This window comes from Nitrospina sp. 32_T5 (genome assembly GCF_052156635.1).
In the GTDB taxonomy this organism is placed as follows: domain Bacteria; phylum Nitrospinota; class Nitrospinia; order Nitrospinales; family Nitrospinaceae; genus Nitrospina.
Map to the genome: position 1 here is coordinate 730,715 of NZ_JBQKUO010000002.1, position 16,164 is coordinate 746,878.

General features: G+C 54.0%; 21 protein-coding genes and 1 pseudogene. 10 read left to right on the plus strand and 12 right to left on the minus strand.

Features of this window, described 5'->3' with window-relative positions; all coding sequences use genetic code 11:
* The first annotated feature begins 17 nt into the window (after positions 1 to 17).
* Positions 18 to 896, plus strand: a complete 879-nt coding sequence (locus tag ACTRW9_RS08255; RefSeq protein ID WP_442428978.1) for a PhzF family phenazine biosynthesis protein — start codon at positions 18 to 20, stop codon at positions 894 to 896.
* A 56-nt stretch (positions 897 to 952) separates the two neighbouring features.
* On the opposite strand, the gene ACTRW9_RS08260 is transcribed toward ACTRW9_RS08255, so the two are convergent.
* Both ACTRW9_RS08260 and ACTRW9_RS08265 read right to left on the minus strand, forming a co-directional pair.
* Positions 953 to 1,183 (minus strand): hypothetical protein, encoded by a 231-nt coding sequence (locus tag ACTRW9_RS08260; protein WP_442428979.1) that lies wholly within the window; start codon positions 1,181 to 1,183, stop codon positions 953 to 955.
* Positions 1,184 to 1,338: 155 nt separating this feature from the next.
* Positions 1,339 to 1,887, minus strand: coding sequence for a DJ-1 family glyoxalase III (locus ACTRW9_RS08265; protein WP_442428980.1), 549 nt, complete (start codon positions 1,885 to 1,887; stop codon positions 1,339 to 1,341).
* Positions 1,888 to 2,067: 180 nt separating this feature from the next.
* Here ACTRW9_RS08265 and ubiE point away from each other — a divergent pair, with 180 nt between their 5' ends.
* Positions 2,068 to 2,799: a bifunctional demethylmenaquinone methyltransferase/2-methoxy-6-polyprenyl-1,4-benzoquinol methylase UbiE gene (ubiE, locus tag ACTRW9_RS08270; protein ID WP_442428981.1), complete on the plus strand. Its 732-nt coding sequence runs from the start codon at positions 2,068 to 2,070 to the stop codon at positions 2,797 to 2,799.
* 30 nt (positions 2,800 to 2,829) lie between these two features.
* Positions 2,830 to 3,996, plus strand: a complete 1,167-nt coding sequence (locus ACTRW9_RS08275) for a S1C family serine protease (protein ID WP_442428982.1) — start codon at positions 2,830 to 2,832, stop codon at positions 3,994 to 3,996.
* A gap of 3 nt (positions 3,997 to 3,999) precedes the next feature.
* Here ACTRW9_RS08275 and ACTRW9_RS08280 read toward each other — a convergent pair whose 3' ends face one another.
* Positions 4,000 to 4,212, minus strand: coding sequence for a heavy-metal-associated domain-containing protein (locus tag ACTRW9_RS08280; protein WP_442428983.1), 213 nt, complete (start codon positions 4,210 to 4,212; stop codon positions 4,000 to 4,002).
* A gap of 593 nt (positions 4,213 to 4,805) precedes the next feature.
* On the opposite strand from ACTRW9_RS08280, the gene ACTRW9_RS08285 reads away from it, so the two are divergent.
* A complete protein-coding gene (locus ACTRW9_RS08285) occupies positions 4,806 to 4,979 on the plus strand; it encodes a flagellar biosynthesis anti-sigma factor FlgM (RefSeq protein ID WP_005010349.1) in 174 nt (57 codons plus the stop codon).
* 7 nt (positions 4,980 to 4,986) lie between these two features.
* Here the strand turns inward: ACTRW9_RS08285 and ACTRW9_RS08290 are convergent, their stop codons facing one another.
* Positions 4,987 to 5,484 carry a hypothetical protein gene (locus ACTRW9_RS08290; protein WP_442425494.1) on the minus strand — a complete coding sequence of 166 codons (498 nt, stop codon included), beginning with the start codon at positions 5,482 to 5,484 and terminating at the stop codon, positions 4,987 to 4,989.
* Positions 5,485 to 5,634: 150 nt separating this feature from the next.
* Here ACTRW9_RS08290 and tatA point away from each other — a divergent pair, with 150 nt between their 5' ends.
* The gene (gene tatA / locus ACTRW9_RS08295; RefSeq protein WP_442425493.1) at positions 5,635 to 5,913 is read left to right on the plus strand and encodes a twin-arginine translocase TatA/TatE family subunit; all 279 of its coding nucleotides are present in this window, start codon (positions 5,635 to 5,637) and stop codon (positions 5,911 to 5,913) included.
* Between the two features lie 127 nt (positions 5,914 to 6,040).
* On the opposite strand, the gene ACTRW9_RS08300 is transcribed toward tatA, so the two are convergent.
* Entirely contained in the window at positions 6,041 to 6,553 is a 513-nt protein-coding gene (locus tag ACTRW9_RS08300) for a hypothetical protein (protein ID WP_442428984.1), read from the minus strand.
* Between the two features lie 315 nt (positions 6,554 to 6,868).
* On the opposite strand from ACTRW9_RS08300, the gene ACTRW9_RS08305 reads away from it, so the two are divergent.
* Entirely contained in the window at positions 6,869 to 7,294 is a 426-nt protein-coding gene (locus ACTRW9_RS08305) for a DUF1566 domain-containing protein (RefSeq protein WP_442425491.1), read from the plus strand.
* Here ACTRW9_RS08305 and ACTRW9_RS08310 read toward each other — a convergent pair.
* Together ACTRW9_RS08310 and nadC are read right to left on the minus strand one after the other, a co-directional pair.
* Complete coding sequence (locus tag ACTRW9_RS08310) at positions 7,291 to 7,719, minus strand: hypothetical protein (protein WP_442428985.1); 429 nt, start codon at positions 7,717 to 7,719, stop codon at positions 7,291 to 7,293. The genes ACTRW9_RS08305 and ACTRW9_RS08310 overlap by 4 nt on opposite strands.
* A 73-nt stretch (positions 7,720 to 7,792) precedes the next feature.
* The gene (nadC, locus tag ACTRW9_RS08315; RefSeq protein ID WP_442428986.1) at positions 7,793 to 8,635 is read right to left on the minus strand and encodes a carboxylating nicotinate-nucleotide diphosphorylase; all 843 of its coding nucleotides are present in this window, start codon (positions 8,633 to 8,635) and stop codon (positions 7,793 to 7,795) included.
* A gap of 81 nt (positions 8,636 to 8,716) precedes the next feature.
* On the opposite strand from nadC, the gene ACTRW9_RS08320 reads away from it, so the two are divergent.
* The 4 genes from ACTRW9_RS08320 to ACTRW9_RS08335 are packed head-to-tail and all read left to right on the plus strand — an operon-like array spanning position 8,717 to position 12,177.
* The gene (locus ACTRW9_RS08320; protein ID WP_442425488.1) at positions 8,717 to 9,784 is read left to right on the plus strand and encodes a DUF2157 domain-containing protein; all 1,068 of its coding nucleotides are present in this window, start codon (positions 8,717 to 8,719) and stop codon (positions 9,782 to 9,784) included.
* A gap of 11 nt (positions 9,785 to 9,795) precedes the next feature.
* Positions 9,796 to 10,659, plus strand: a complete 864-nt coding sequence (locus tag ACTRW9_RS08325) for a DUF4824 family protein (protein ID WP_442428987.1) — start codon at positions 9,796 to 9,798, stop codon at positions 10,657 to 10,659.
* 7 nt (positions 10,660 to 10,666) lie between these two features.
* Complete coding sequence (locus ACTRW9_RS08330) at positions 10,667 to 11,938, plus strand: Glu/Leu/Phe/Val dehydrogenase dimerization domain-containing protein (RefSeq protein ID WP_442425486.1); 1,272 nt, start codon at positions 10,667 to 10,669, stop codon at positions 11,936 to 11,938.
* 29 nt (positions 11,939 to 11,967) lie between these two features.
* Complete coding sequence (locus ACTRW9_RS08335) at positions 11,968 to 12,177, plus strand: YgaP family membrane protein (protein ID WP_442428988.1); 210 nt, start codon at positions 11,968 to 11,970, stop codon at positions 12,175 to 12,177.
* 38 nt (positions 12,178 to 12,215) lie between these two features.
* On the opposite strand, the gene hemC is transcribed toward ACTRW9_RS08335, so the two are convergent.
* The 5 genes and pseudogenes from hemC to ACTRW9_RS08360 form a co-directional block, all read right to left on the minus strand.
* The gene (hemC, locus tag ACTRW9_RS08340; protein WP_442428989.1) at positions 12,216 to 13,169 is read right to left on the minus strand and encodes a hydroxymethylbilane synthase; all 954 of its coding nucleotides are present in this window, start codon (positions 13,167 to 13,169) and stop codon (positions 12,216 to 12,218) included.
* Positions 13,169 to 14,443: a glutamyl-tRNA reductase gene (hemA, locus tag ACTRW9_RS08345; RefSeq protein ID WP_442425483.1), complete on the minus strand. Its 1,275-nt coding sequence runs from the start codon at positions 14,441 to 14,443 to the stop codon at positions 13,169 to 13,171. Before hemA ends, hemC begins: the two co-directional genes overlap by 1 nt.
* Before the next feature lies 1 nt (position 14,444).
* Positions 14,445 to 15,236 carry a cytochrome C assembly family protein gene (locus ACTRW9_RS08350; protein WP_442428990.1) on the minus strand — a complete coding sequence of 264 codons (792 nt, stop codon included), beginning with the start codon at positions 15,234 to 15,236 and terminating at the stop codon, positions 14,445 to 14,447.
* A gap of 182 nt (positions 15,237 to 15,418) precedes the next feature.
* The gene (nrdR, locus tag ACTRW9_RS08355) at positions 15,419 to 15,883 is read right to left on the minus strand and encodes a transcriptional regulator NrdR (RefSeq protein ID WP_442425481.1); all 465 of its coding nucleotides are present in this window, start codon (positions 15,881 to 15,883) and stop codon (positions 15,419 to 15,421) included.
* Positions 15,884 to 15,889: 6 nt separating this feature from the next.
* Positions 15,890 to 16,164: pseudogene (locus ACTRW9_RS08360) on the minus strand (serine hydroxymethyltransferase); the annotation flags it as partial.

The following is a 16,164-nucleotide window of genomic DNA, read 5'->3' on the forward strand; positions in this document are numbered from 1 at the left end:
TTGATTTTTAATGGTTTATGGAACTAACCTTTTACCAGGTCGATGTGTTTACAGATCAGCCGCTGGCGGGAAATCCTCTTGCGGTCTTCGTTGATGCGGAAGGCCTGGATGCCGACCAAATGCTGGCCATCGCGCGGGAGATGAACCTGTCTGAAACAACTTTTCTGTTTTCTTCGAAACAGACCGACTGCGATTTTCAGGTCCGAATATTCACTCCCGGAAAAGAAATCCCGTTTGCCGGCCACCCCACACTGGGAACGGCCCACGTTTTGTTCCAGCACGGTTTTTTGGGCCCAGACCGGAATGCCTGCCGGTTTGAGATGGGCGTCGGCCCGGTTAACGTCACGCGCGAAGGCGTCGCTTTCATGATGGAGCAGCCTCAGCCTGAAATCCAGGGCCCGCGAACCGATCGGCAAGCCATCGCGCAGGCATTGGGGCTGGACACAAAGGACCTTCATCCAGATCTTCCCGCACAGGTGGTTTCCACCGGCTTTCCGGCCCTGCTCGTTCCCCTTAAATCGTTGGACCCAGCCGGCAGAATCGCCCTCAATCTCACCCGCCTCCGGGGTATCCTGGGCGATGTCGACATGATTTACCCATTCTGCCTGGAAACGGTGAATCCCAGTGCTCACGTTCACACTCGAGGGTTTGCCCCTTTCATTGGCATCCCGGAAGACCCGGCGACGGGAAGCGTGGCCGGGGCAATGGGAGCTTATCTGGCCCAGCACCAAGTGCTGGATACCACCCGCCTTTCGGATCTGACCCTCGAACAGGGGCTGGAAATAAATAGACCCTCGGAAATCAAGGTCTCTGTGAAAATGACGGGGGGCCAGATTGGTTCCATCCGTGTAGGCGGAAAAGCCCGTACTGTGGCGGAAGGACGACTGTTTCTCTGAAAATAAAAAAGCCCGGAAGCCGAAGCCTCCGGGCTTTTGGGAATCATATGTAAATATCAGGCACTTTTTTTGCCCTTCTGGGGTACTTCAGAAGCGTGCGTGTAGGCGCAACTGGAGCAGAAATGGCCTTCCTCCCGGGAACACATGATACAGGCCACCATCTCCCCGTTTTCACGAACCAGCCCACCACAGTGATTGCAGCGTGGAGCCGATTTTTCCGCCTTCTTCTTTTTGGAATAGCGTCTGTCGTTGACCAGAAGCTTGCTGCGCGAAATGTTCACATACATAGCAAACCCCCCTTTTCATTATGGGAGCCCCATTTGGGCTCTTTCCCGGTTTGATGTCGCACGCGCCAAAAAGTTTTAAATTTTTTTAAATATTACACAAATCTCCCTTAACCTAATTATCAATAGTTTGGTTATAAATTAAAAAATAAAAAGCTTTACAGGCGCGCCAATACCCCCTTGTTGACGGTTTCGACCCGATCCGGCCCGAACAGGATCTCCACCAGTTTCATGGCAAACTCGAGTGCGGTTCCAGGTGATCGGCTGGTTACCAGGTTGCCGTCCACCACCACCCTTTCGTCCGAGTACCGAACGCCATCCAGGTTCTCCTGCACAGACGGGTGGGACGTAGTGCGGTGATTTTTCAGCACCCCGGCGGTTTGCAGGACCATCGGTGCCGCACAGATGGCCGCCACTGTTTTACTGTCCCTGTCCATGTTCTGGATGATGGCGATCACCTTTTCATTGTTCTGCAGGTTGGTGGTTCCGGGCTGGCCGCCGGGCAGGACAATCAGATCGTAGTCCTTGTGATCGATTTCGGACAAAAGAACGTCGGCCAGAATCCGCACCCCGCGTGAGCCCTCGATGGGTTCGGACTGGGTTCCGGCGAGGTCCACCCGCGCGCCCGCCCTTCTTAAAATGTCCACCACCGTGATGGTCTCGATTTCCTCGAAACCGGGTGCCACGGCCACCATGACCTTTTTCATAAAAAAACCTCCTGCCGGAACGGGCAGATTTAAAACCTCATACTGCGTGAATATAAAGCGGCCTGAAGGCCTTGTCAAACCCATCCTTTTATTCGGGTTATGGCTTTTCCCTCCATTGTAGTCCCCTCGGGTGGGTGCTAGAATAAAAGGTTATGCGACTTATTTGCGGCCGGAGTGCCGATGCCTGAGCTGGATGAGGAAAGGGAGGCATTTTCCCTCCAGATTCAATCGATGTTCAACGCCATTGCACCGCGGTACGATCTCCTGAACCGCGTTCTGAGTTGCGGCGTGGACCGGTTTTGGCGGAAACGTGCGGTGAGCCGCCTGTCGATGAAATCCGGCGGTCGCTACCTGGATATTGCCTGCGGAACGGGAGATGTGGCTCTGGAATACTTTGAACACCGGTCCGAATCGCCCCGCCAGGTGGTGGCTCTGGACTTCAGCGAGGCCATGCTGACCCGGGCCGGAGAGAAATTCAAGGTACGGAACCAGGCAAGCGCCCTGCCCCGGGTTTGCGCCGCGTCGGAGGCCCTGCCGTTTTCCAACAATAGCTTCGACGGCATCAGTGTGGCTTTTGGTGTTCGCAATTTTGCCGATAGGGAACAAGGGCTTCGCGAGATGGTGCGGGTGCTGAAACCGGGATGCCGGGCGGTGATACTCGAGTTTTCTTTGCCACGCCAGCCGGTTTTGCGGGAACCGTACCGGCTCTATTTCGAGCGGGTCCTGCCGGAGGTCGGGCGATGGGTTTCGGGCCATCCGGAAGCGTACACCTATTTACCGCAATCGGTCGGCGTATTTCCGGAACGAGACGAGTTTGCGTCTTTAATGCGCAGGGCCGGTTTTGACACGGTGCGATACCGGGATATGACGTTTGGCATCGTCACTTTGTATGTGGGAGTTCGGGGTGAATAAGGATAGGGTTCTGCCGGAAAGGCCGCAGACATGAAAAAGTTCATTGTTTTCGGGGTGTGGATCGTGCTGGTTTGCGTGACCCTTTACTGGGTGGTCGGCGCGCCTTCCGCGAAAGTGGAAAAACCCCTTGAGCTTCCCCTTGCCTCCACGGTAAACAATCCTTATTCGCATCTGGAGGGCTACGAAACACTGGTGCGCCTGCAGCACGCTTTCGTTACCAACGCACGAAAGATTAAACCCGCCGTGGTCAGCATCAACAACCTCACGGAAATTTCCAATCCCCACTCCCAGCGCGATCTCATGAGTGGAGAGCCCGGGACCTGGTTCAGCAATTTCCGTTACTGGCTGAAACGCACGTTCCGGAAACGCTACCAGATGGAAAGTCTCGGTTCAGGCCTCATTTTCGATGAAGCGGGATACATCGTCACCAACTACCACGTGGTAGAAAAGGCGAATCGCCTGCTGGTGAAATTTCTCGACAACCGGGAGTACACGGCGCAGGTGGTGGGTGTGGACCCCAAAACGGACCTCGCGGTCATTAAAGTATTTTCCCTGTCGCACTTCCAGAAACCTGAGTTTGGCAGTTCTTCGAAGATCGAGGTGGGCGACTGGGTGATGGCGATTGGCAACCCTTACGGCTTGACGGGGACCATCACCGTTGGAGTGGTGAGCGGCAAGGGCCGGATCGACCTGGGAATCGCCACTTTTGAGAATTTTCTGCAAACCGACACCTCGATCAACCCCGGAAACAGCGGGGGTCCTTTGATCGACATGCAAGGCCGCGTCATTGGTATCAACACCGCCATAGCGGAACTGGGATCAGGCGTTGGCTTCGCCATCCCCATGGAAACCGTGGAGAAGGTGGCCCGGGACCTGATCGAAAACGGCGAGGTGGAACGTGGCTGGCTGGGCATCGGCATCCAGCACATGACACCGGACATGGCGGAATCGTTTCGCGTGCCGCGGGATCAAAACGGGGTGGTGGTGAACAGCATCGATGAAGGTGCCCCTGCAGACAAAGCCGGCCTGCGGCAGGGAGACATCATCATCGCCTACGACGGCAAGGACATCGCGCATCCGCAGCATCTGCAGAACTACGTGGCCGACACCAAAGTCGGGGAAACGGTGCAGATCAAAATCCTGCGGGATGGCCTGGAGCACACACTGGAAGTCGAAATCGGCAAGTACCTTTCCTGACTCTCACCCCCCCACCACCTCATAACCCACGTCGGTAATTTTCGATTTGATGTCAGCAAGTGCGGTCTGGTTTTCGTCAAAATCCACGGCAACCCGGTTCTTTTCCAAATCCACATCCACCTTGCTGACCCCTGGAATCGAGCTGACAGCTTTGCTTACGGTTTCCACACAATGACCGCAGGTCATGCCATCCACCTTCAACGTTTCATGTGCCATGTTCACTCTCCATACACCTGATTTTCGGCGAAACAGGATAAAAGCGTAATGATTCCCGCCGGACAAGAGTTTTATTCTTTGCTCAAACGGGGACAGGTTAAAACACACCGATTTATTCGATTATATTACGTTTGCTTTTCCGCATTCAATTTCGCAACCCCATATAAATATTTGGTCCCCGTGCCTTCCTGAATGAAACCGGCTGAATTTTTCTATGGTTAAAATAGCCCCTCGATACTCAAGAAATTCCTTCAAATTCCGTAATATAAAGTAGGCCGTCGGGAAGACGGTTCAATTCCAATGATTGAGCCATTGACATCAAGGAGGATGAAAACATGGTGCCCGCAAAACTCCGAAAAAAGGAGAAAGCGTTTGCCCTCCAGGCCCCCGGTTTACCCGGGGCTAAAGTGAGTTTTCCTCTTCGTGCGTCATTGCAGGCCGTGATTTTTCACCCTCTCAATCCGGAAACGCCGGTACGCCGTTCAACGCAGAAAATGCATCGACGTACAGGATAACCGAGTGGTTTCAAATTAAACCCATTGCGGTTGATAAGAAACAACCATGATTCAACATGCAACGCTGAGGCGACAACCATGAGCAAAAAAGCGGACAATGGAAAAAGGAGAAAGGGCTCGGAAATCCGGCATGAAATTGTGGAGTATTTCCGCACAGGTTTGAAGACGGGTACCTACCAGGTGCGTGCGAGGGAGTTGGCTGACAAAATGGTTCAGAAGATCCGGGATGGGCGTAACCCCTGGATGAACTGAGTTCGAATCAGACCGTTTTCACTTCCTGCAGTTCCGGATAAAATTCGGATTCCTTCAATTTGGTCTCCCACCTCTTTCCAAGCTGGTTGGACCGGAAATCCACTTTCTTCAGGTGGACCAGGTTTTCCACTCCCGCCATCATTTCCAGACCCAGCCTGGTGATACCGTTGCTTCTCAAATCCAGCTCACACAGGTTTTTAATGACCGGTGAGCGGACAATCGCTTCCAGCCCTTCATCCCCCAAATGATTCTGACGAAGGTCCAGCACTTCCAGCTCCTTCAGGTCGGGGTACATACTGAGGTAGGCCGCTTCCGCCGGTGTGATTTCCATGTTCACCATGCGCAAGACCTTGGGGTTGGCTGTGATTCGAGACTTGATGAACGTCTCAAAAGTAGTGATTTTACGGATCTGGTTTTTACGCAGTTTTTCGTCGATGGCGGCATTGATCTTGTTCAGATCGCCCTTCATGGCGAAAAACAGTTCCAAAACATAGTCCTGGTTCACGGGAGAGCCCTTGAAAAAATTCGTATTTGCTCATTTTAGAAGGTTGTGGCCGCAAGTCAATCGAACCCTATTAAATTGTTGGTTTTTATGTTATTTTTGTTATACTCAAGCGCGAACAATTAATCTCAGTTTTTTTTGGAGACCGCAATTATGATGGGAATTGGCTTCCCCGAATTGATGATCATTCTGGTCATCATCATGATTATTTTCGGCGCCGGAAAACTTCCCCAGATCGGCAGTGCGTTCGGTCAGAGTATCAAAAACTTCAAAACTTCCATGAAAGAAGTCGACGGCATGGAAGAGAAGGAAGGCGAAGACCAACAGCAACCGGCGGCTATCGAAAACACGGCGGAGACCAACCCGGCACCTGGAGACGGTGGCGAAGAGTCCCCTGCCCCCGAATCTGAAAAGCCCGCTTCCCCTGCCTGATTCAAGCAATCATCCAGCTTGACAAGGTCACTTATTCAAGGGCAAGGCCTGTCCGCGGTGCGTGCTGGTCTTGCCCTTTTTGTGTTTTAAAGGTGGCTTGAGACGAGCCGACCGAGAGGAAGGTTCCCTACCCTTTTTTCAGCGAACTGCCGCTGGTGCTGTCCCACTCCACTGTGTCCGGGCTGGATACGTGCTTGGCCTTGGCCGACCAGTGATCCCATTTCACATTGAGTTCCAGAATCTTCACGCACTGCTTGATGCCGTGCGCGCCATAAAGGTGGGAGCGCAGTTTACCCAGGTCCTCGATGTAGGTGTCGTGTTCGGATTTGTACCGGTCCTGCGCCTCGGCAATGTTGGACAGCGTCTGCTCGGCCTGCAGGTTGTAGTTGAAGATGACTTTTTTGATTTCCTCGTAATCGATCCCGTAGGCCAGGTAGCTCCACGCACCCAGGCACAACCCTCCCAGTATCCCCAGAATCTGCTTTGCCTTTTTTTTGTTGAACAGGATGGCGGGAATGATGAATCCAAATGCTGCGAACAGGGCGTAGTTGCTGACGGTTTCGTAAAACTCCAAGGGGGGGACCGACTCGCCGCACTCTCCTGCCGTGGGAGACTGTGCCAGGATCAGTTGGCCCTGCACCCAGGCAGCCCCGGCACCGGCCCATAGGTCCCCCGGCGCTGCCGCACAAACCAGCGCAACACCAAAAAACGCAAACGAAAAAGAGATACAGGAGACTGTTGGATTTTTCATTCGGGATGGGATGAGAAAAAGAGGTGGTTTGAAATTTCTGCCATAATGTATAAAATTATGGCCTCATCGTCTAGCGAAATATTCCCCGGCCTCCGGGGAATGGACCGCAGTCAATCATACGGCATTTCACCAGCTCCGATCTTCCGGGGCGGTCCGATAAAATCGATCAATACAAAATTTTTTCAGCGATAAAGGGAATGGATTATGAGCGATCAACCCAGATTTGTGGACAACGGCGACGGCACCATCCAGGACAACAAAACCGGTCTTGCCTGGGCAAAAAAGGATTCATTTCAAATAGCCGGAGACTGGGTTAATTTCCAGGAAGCGCTCCAGTTGATCGACCAATTGAACAAAAAAGATTACCTGGGATTTCATGACTGGCGCATGCCGGAAAAAGAGGAAATAGCGGAACTCTACAACCCTGAATTAAAATTGAACGCACGTTCCAACAAGGAGATTCATATCTCCGACTTGTTTGAACCGGGTTGTGGCATCGGGTCATGGTGCCTGCCGTTCGACCAGCAGGCGGCCTTTTACTTCGAGTTCCAGGGCGGTAACGCCCAGCACTACGATCAGGATTTCACGCAGGGGTACGTACGACCGGTGAGGCTGTGGCCGGATGACTAATCCCGGCCCTCTTTCCGGGTCCGGCTCAGGCACGACTCGATTCGGGGCAATTCTTGCGGCGGGTATATGACGAGATTGATTTCCACGTTTCCTGCCTCCGAGTAGTCGATGGAGGCTATCTGGTAACGTTCCGTTTCCACGTCTTCGGACTGGCCCACATACTGCTGCAGTGCCGAGCGGAGAGCATCCCATTCCAGGTAGGTGAGGAACTGGTCCTCCGTATCCAGGAGATTCAGCCTTTTGATGAGGTCGCCGAACTGGGTGTCCAGAACGACGGACACGGGCTGGCCGGCGCACAGGTCGTGGTAGGTTTTATCCACGCCGATATTGCGGTTGCACGTGATTTTATGAAAAGTGTAATCCCGCAACCGGTCCTCGGCATCGAGCCGCACGGTCATCCGGGCTGAGCTGTCTTTGCAGGGCATGGTGTCCGCATCTCCTTTTTGCAATCACTCCCATTATACAGGGAGAATTGCTGGTCGGGAAAGATAGAACCGATCAACCCGGAAGGTCGAAATTCATGCTGATGTCCACTGCCGGAGCGGAATGGGTCAAACCCCCAACCGAAATACAGTCCAGGCCCACCTTCGCCAGCTGTTCCACTTTTTCAAGCGTCATGTTGCCGGAAGCTTCGGTGCGGGCCCGGCCATTGATCAGGCGCACCGCCCCGGCCATCGTCTCCGGCGTCATGTTGTCCAGCAGGATGATGTCGGCCCCACCCTCGATCGCTTCCTTCACTTCTTCCAGATTGGTCGTTTCAATTTCGATGGGTCCCTCATGACCCGACGCCTTTATCCGCTCCAGTGCCGGTCCTATACCTCCTGCCATCTTGATGTGATTGTCCTTGATCAGCACAGCATCGAACAAGCCGAAACGATGGTTGGTTCCTCCCCCACACGCTACGGCATATTTTTCGAACACGCGCAGGCCAGGGGTGGTTTTGCGCGTATCAAGAATCTGAACCGATCCCGCCTTCTCTACAAATGCCCGGGTCAGGGTGGCAATGCCGCTCAACCGTTGCAATATATTGAGTGCCGTCCGTTCTGCTTTCAGCAACGCGCCGGCCTTGCCTTCGATGGAGATTAAAATCTCACCCTGCTTCAGAAAACATCCATCTTCGCGTTCATTCGCAAACGTCGCAGCCATGTCAACATGGCGAAAAACAGTGCGAACCAGGTCCATGCCACAGACCACGAGGTCCTGTTTGGCAACCACCTGCGCCCGGGCGAGGACTGTGGGATCGACCAGGGTTTCGGTGGTGACATCGCCTTCACCAAGGTCTTCCGCCAGGGAACGCTCGACCCACTCATCTATTTGTTCTTGTGTTGGTTGAGGTCTCATGTTCTCATATTAAAAAGCCGACAAAGTCATTTAAATTAGCACAGAACCCCCCTGTGCGCCATGTTTAGGTAAGAGAGCGGGATGGACCGTTTTCCCAGCAAAAAGAAAGCCCAGGAACGGGTGGATCGGATTCAGGCTTTCCAAAAGGAACTGCAGGAAATTGAAAGTTCCGGACTGATCCGCCTGCCTTACGAGACACGCCGGTTGATCGAAGGCTACCACGCGGACCTGATTACCCGTTTCAAGCACCAATTCGACACGGACAACTCAGCCGCAGAGAAACAGCTTTCGCTGGGCATGCGTATCCTCACCTTCCTTGGAGGGCTGGCTCTCTGCGCCAGCATCTTTTTTTTCTTTTATCAGATTTGGGGCCTGATTCCGGAATCGGTACAAATCGTTTCAGTCATCTCCCTGCCCATTCTTGCGGTACTGACCATGCGGTTCGCCGCCCAGCGCGAGCCTTCACATTATTACGCTTCTTTGATCGGGCTCGTCGCCTTCATCGGTTTCGTTTTGAACCTCAATGTAATGGGGTCGCTGTACAACATCACCCCTTCGCAGAACGCCTTTCTGGTTTGGGGCGCATTTGCCCTGATACTTGCGTACCGGTTTGGACTGCGTCTTCTTTTGCTGGCCGGGTTACTTTGTTTACTGGCTTACCTGTCGGCAACGGTGGGAGCCTTTTCCGGAATATACTGGCTTCATTTCGGAGAGCGGCCGGAAAATTTCATTTTCGGGGGAATCTTTTTACTGGCTTTGCCGTTTTGCATCAAACACCATAAGAACCCACACTTCACCTGGTTTTATCATCTGGTTGCCCTGCTTTCGATACACCTCGCCCTCCTCATCATGTCCTATTGCGGTCATTGCAGTTACCTGATGGGCAATGAAAACAGGATCGAGGTTGGTTACCAGACGGCCGCCCTGGCGGCTTACGGAATAACGGTCTGGCTGGGCGTGCGCCTGCAGTATCCCGGCATCACCCATATTGGAACGACTTTCTGCACCTTGTTTTTTTATACGAAGTTTTTTGACTGGTGGTGGGACGCATTGCCGAAGTCACTTTTCTTTTTCGTGCTGAGTCTGATCACCATTGGTTTGCTGGTGCTTTTCCGCTCCATGCGCGATCGATTCCGGGAGGCGGTATGAAACGCTATGGAATGCCCATCGCGGTCGGCCTGATTCTCTTCATCAATGTCTGGGTGATTGCGGGTGTGGTTTACAACCGATCCGGAGAACCCGAAGCCCGCATTACGCTGACGGAACGGGAGCTGCCCAAAGCCTGGCAGGAGCGGGAAAACACCGGCTTGTTTCTTCGACTCAACTGGCAGATGCCCGGATTTCAGAAACCGGGGCATTACAACCCGGAACCGGGGTGGTTCACCCGCGATAAACTGGTCGACCTCGGATTTCGTGTCGAAATGCCGGTCAACGATACGAGGGCTTACGACTATTATCGCCACCAGCTTCCCCGGGATGCATTTATTGTTTTGGAAATGGAAGGTCCGACCTGGAATCTCTGGCGGAAAGGAGCTGTAGAATACTATGCCTCTCTCAAATCGGATTTGGAAAAGGAAACGGATGAATCAAAAATCCAATCCCTCAACCGGCAGATTGAAAGCCTGAAACGGAGCATGGTCACCCAGTCCCGCCTGTTTGCTGTTGATGCGGGAAGCTCCCCCTCCCAACTTCGGGAGCGCTATCCGGACCGTTCCCGGCACCTCATCGTTCGCGGAATCGTCCGTATAAGAAAATCGGTTTTCCCCGCAGGTGAACGGGGCAAACATGGCGAAAACGAAGCGGTCATAAATGGTTATATTCAAAAAATACTTGTAGACCAGCTGCATGTTCCCTATTTGTTCCGGGATCGCTTTTTTCAATATGTATCTAAACCCCGATATTGGAGCCCGGCCCGAAGCCGAAGCGCCGGCAAAAAAAATGGAATGGGACCGCGTTATGCCGTTACCCTAAGTTATGGTAAGCGGTACGAACCCTGGATTACTGAAATCACCGAACTGAAATGAGGGTTGCTTGAGTAAGGGAAAAATTCCAGAAAAGCTGGTCGCAGAACCATTGACAACCGAGGGGAACCCGCGTCATTTCGCCCCTGCCGATCAACCGCCTCAAAATAAGTACCAGGTGGTGGACCCGAAGACGGGTGACGTGTGGGGGTATGTTGTAATAGACAATACCCGACGCGGGCCCGGGCTGGGTGGCATACGTATTGCCGCTGACCTCTCAGTTTGGGAAATCATGCGGCTGGCACGTACCATGACATTGAAAAACAGTGCCGCCAACCTTCCATTTGGAGGGGCCAAGTCGGGCATCGCTTTCGATCCGAATGAGTTTGGCCGGGCCAAGGGAATGAAGCAGGACCTCATCGGTGCCTTTGCGGAAGCCATCTTCCCCATTGACAACTACATCTCGGCGCCGGACATGAGCACGGATGAAAACGACACCCAGCGCATCTTTCAATACAACACCGATATGCTGGGAGACCCGCATCACGGCCGGGGAGCAGCGGGACGCCCTTTCGCAAAGGGGGGAGTGCCCATCGATAAATGGGGGCTCACCGGGCACAGCCTTTATTCTTCCATCAAAACGCTTGAGGACATCGATCCCAATTTTCAAATCAGGGGTGCGCGTGTTGTGATCCAGGGATTTGGCAACGTCGGCGCCGCTATCGGTAACAAACTTGCGGAAGAAGGCGCTCTCATTGTCGGGGCCTCCGATCTGAATGCCGCGTTGTGGTGCTCTAAAGGCCTTCAGATCCGCGAGATCAATCAGGCAAGGAGCAACCCCAAAGGACTTGGTTCGTATCGCGGCCAGGTGGACAAACGGTTTTTCAACGGCAACGTGTCCCGTCTCCTCGAAGCGCCCTGCGACATCCTGATCCCGGCCGCGCGACCGGACGCCATCACTGCCCGCAACGCCGACCGTCTTATGTGCGGCAAAATTTTTCAGGGTGCCAACACGCCCAGTAACAAAATGACCGAATACTACCTCGAGAACCGGAGAAAAATTCTGTCCTATACCGACTTCATCGTCAACTCAGGAGGGGTGATCGGGTGTGCGGTGGAGGTGAAAATGACGCAGGATGAATCCTACCGTGAACGGGTCATGGCAATGGGAAATCACGGCCGGACTTATGTTGAAAATCTCATCTTTGAAACTGTGAGCCGCAATATCCTCACCATCACGAAAAGGTTGAAAGAGCGGGCCGGCAAAGATATTATTTTCCGTGAAGAGGCCACCCGGCTGGCGGAAGAACGGCTGGGCAAGCCGGAAGAATACTGGTTGTGATTTTCAACGTAAGATAGAAAGGGAACTCGATGGGCTACAACGTCGGTCATGGGGACAGGTTGTTTCGGATGATGCTGGGGGTCGCTCTGGTGCTGGGAGGACTCACGTCCGGCGGATTCTGGGGGTGGACCACGGCATTGGTGGGCGTGGTGATCATCATCACCGGCATGGCCGGCAATTGCTTTATCTACTCCCTGTTCGACATCAGCACCTACTGCCCGCCGCGCAATAAAAGCTGACCCGCATCAACCGTCTGCCCGCTCCGCGGTTGATCCGCTCAGCGGTTGTAGATTTCGTCGAGGACCTTTCCCGCGCCCTGCTCCAGGATCTCCAGCGCGCACTGGTCTCCCAGCTTGACCGCATCCTGGGTGGCTCCAGACCCTTCAGCACGAAACACCTGCTTGCCGTCGAGGCTCCCCACCATGCCACGGATGTGAATGCGGTTGCCGTCCACCGTAGCGTAAACCCCAATCGGCACCTGGCATCCGCCTTCCAGTCGATGCAGGAAGGACCGTTCCGCCTCCAGGGCGGTATGCGTATCTTCATGTTCAAGCGGTAGAATTCGCATCATGACTCCCGGGTCGTCCTTGCGCGTTTCGATACCCACCGCGCCCTGCCCGCCTCCGGGTAACATGATCTCCGGCGGAATGCATTCGCTGATGCGGTCGGCCATGCCCATCCGCTTCAAACCTGCCGCAGCCAATATGATACCGTCCAGGTTTTCCTTCTCCATTTTATCGAGCCGCGTTCCGACGTTGCCGCGCATGGGCACGATTTGGAGGTCAGGACGATATGCCAGGAGTTGAGTGGTCCGGCGAAAACTGCCCGTTCCCACTTTCGCTCCTTGTGGCAGTTCGTCCAGCTTCTTGCCATCGCGGGAAATGAGTGCATCGCGCGGGTCCTCGCGCTCCGTGATAACAGACAACCCCAGCCCGGGAGGCAGTTTCATCGGTACGTCCTTCATGCTGTGGACGGCAATATCGACTTCATTCCGCAACAGGCCTTCCTCAATCTCCTTGGTGAACAGGCCTTTGCCTCCGACCTTCGCCAGCGGCACATCCTGGATCTTGTCCCCGGAAGTCTTGATGGTGATCAGCGACACCGTGATATCCGGGTGCTCCTCTTCAAGCAGGGATTTGATCCAGTTGGCCTGCCAGAGCGCAAGCGGACTGCCCCGCGTGCCAATGCGGATTTCACTGACTTCGTAAATCGATCTAAATAATGGGTCCATTAATCGTCCAGATGAAACAGGTCGCGGATGGCTTTCAAATAAGCCTGGCCTTCAGAAGTGCGGGTTTTCTCCTTCAGGTTGACCGTGGGTTTGTGAAGAATCTTGTTGATGATGGAAAGCGTCATTTGTTCAAGAGCGCTTTTATCTTCCGTTGACAAGTGTTCAAGCCGTTTGAGGGTTTTGTCCAGTTCCTGGCGCCGGATGTCCTCAGCCTTTCGACGCAGGCCAACAATCGTGGGCACCGCGTCCCGCGACTCAATCCAGCTGTTGAACTTGACCACCTCGGAGTGAATGATCTCCATGGCCAGTTCGGCTTCCTTCTCACGTTCCTTCATGTTGGCATCCACGACGCTTTGCAGATCATCAATGTCGTAGAGGTACACGTTTTCGAGGTCATTGACCTCCGGAGCAATGTCACGCGGCACGGCGATATCGATCAAAAACATGGAGCGGTTCTTGCGTTTGTGCAAAGCTTCGTCGACCATTTCTTTGGTGATGATGAAATTGGGCGCAGCAGTGGAACTGATAACGATATCGGCACGGTACAATTCTTCCTTGAATTCATCGAAACCAAGCGCACTGCCGTTCAGGGTTTTGGCCAGGCCGGCGGCCCGTTCGTACGTGCGGCTGGCAACGTACACGGTTTTGAGACCGTAAGTCATGAGGTGCCGGGCGGCGAGTTCCGCCATCTCCCCCGTGCCCACCAGCATGACGGTATGGTTTTCCAGGTTGTCGAAAATCTTCCGCGCCAGTTCGACTGCGGCAGAACTGATGGACACGGCGCTCTCGGCGATGCCGGTTTCCTCACGGATTCGCTTGGCGACGTTGAATGCCTTCTCGAATAACTGGTTGAGGAAGATGCCGGTGGTGCGGAGCGAACGCGCCAGGCTGTAGGCGTCCTTCACCTGTCCCAGGATCTGCGCTTCGCCGACGATCATGGAATCCAGGCTCGCCGACACGCGGAACAGGTGCTCGATGGTTTTGTCCTCGGTGTAGGAGTAGAAATGCTCGTCGAGGACATCGATGGGGATCTGGTGGTAATCCGAGATGAAGCGCTTGAGCCGCAGGACTCCGTTGTTGATGTCGTTCACACGGGCGTAGATCTCCACCCGGTTGCAGGTGGAGATGATGAGGTTTTCCTCGATCTCCGGATACTGGTTGAGCTTTTCCGAAGACTCCTCAATGGTCCCCTGCGTGAACGCCAACCGTTCCCGTAATTCTACGGGCGTGTTCTTGTGGTTGACGCCAACGATCACCAGATTACTGTGTTCCATATCACACGTGCAGAAGGTAACTGAACATGACCGTAATGAATCCCGCTACCGACCCCCAAGCGGCTTTACGACCTCGCAGTCCCGTCATGAATCGGCCGAAAAACACGATGCCGTATATGATCCAGCCAAACACCAGAGGCCATGTCCGGACCACGTCCCATGAAAAAAACGGCGACTCCGTCGCCTGGGTGGTCCAGATGCCGCCGGTCAAAAAGCCCAGCGTGAACAGCGGAAATCCGATCGCCACCACCTTGAAGTTCAACTGGTCCATCGATTCCAGGGGAGGCATGCGAAAATACATGATGCCGAGCTTTTTGGATTTCACCTGCCGTTCCTGAATCAGGTACATCACTCCCACCGCAAAGGCGATGGCGAATGCGGCGAACCCGAGAATGGACAGGGTGCGGTGCAGGGTCATGAGGCTCCGGAACTGGGATTCCGGAAAGTGCACCACCTCTTCCGACAGGAAGGTCGCGTACAAAAGAATCAGGAAAGCCAAGGGGATGACAAACGATCCCAGGTCCTTGATCTTGTATTTCCAATGGGTAATAAAGTACACCACAACCACCACCCATGAAAAGAAAATTGCCACTTCAAAGGAGGTGGTGTAAGGCCCATGGCCGGTTTCCTGCGAACGCAGGCCGATGATCACCGTATGAAAAAACAGTCCGACCGCAGCGGTGACCGTCGCCAGCGAGGACACGAACTGACGCCGGTATATCAGGTAAACGAAATACTCCAGAGATGCCATCAGATAACTGATCATGGCAATATTGAAGGTCAGGACTTTCATGTCTCATCAGGTGGCGTGGGGAAAAAAGGCATCCTATCACGGTAGCCAAGGAATTACAATGATTTAGGGTCCAACGCCCTTCGCCCCACCGGTTGGGTTCCTCTTCGATTATAAAGAAAAAACAGGCGGGAGAGAAAGCCTTTTGCAGTGGGGGAGGTGCAAACGGTGCCGAAAGCTCCGGTTCAGTGATCTTCCTTGTTCTTGACGAAGTTTCTGAGCTCGGACAAAAACTCGTTGGCGTCCTTGAAATCCCGGTATACCGAAGCGAAACGGACATACGCGACGCCATCCAGATTGTATAACTCCTTCACCACCTTCTCGCCGACGGTGACAGCGGAAACTTCTTTTTCCCCGGATTCCTGAAAATGTTTCTCAACCCGGTCCACGATCTCTTCCATCTGCTCGATGCTGACGGGGCGTTTCTGGCAGGCTTTCTGGATACCGGACATGATCTTGCGGCGGTCGAATTCTTCCCGACGCCCGTCTTTTTTCACGACAAGAAGCGGTGTGGTTTCGATCCGTTCGTAGGTGGTGAACCGCTCGCCGCAATTGAGGCATTCGCGGCGGCGGCGGGTCATGTCCCCTTCCCGGTTCGTGCGGGAATCAATGACCTTGTTTTCCATATTGGAACAGTTTGGGCATTTCATCGAGGTTCAGTACTTGTTGGATAGCTCCATGTGAAACGGGTACTGCTCGCAAAGGTCCCGCACCTGCTTGCGGGTTTTCTCGATGTAGGCGGCATCGTCCACGTGCTCCAGCACACCCACGATCATCTCGCCTATCTTCTTCATCGCGTTTTCCTTCATGCCGCGGGTGGTGAGGGCGGGGGTGCCGATTCGGATGCCGGAGGTGACGAAAGGACTGCGCGTCTCGAACGGCACGGTGTTCTTGTTGACGGTGATGCCCGCCTGGTCGAGCGCCTCTTCCG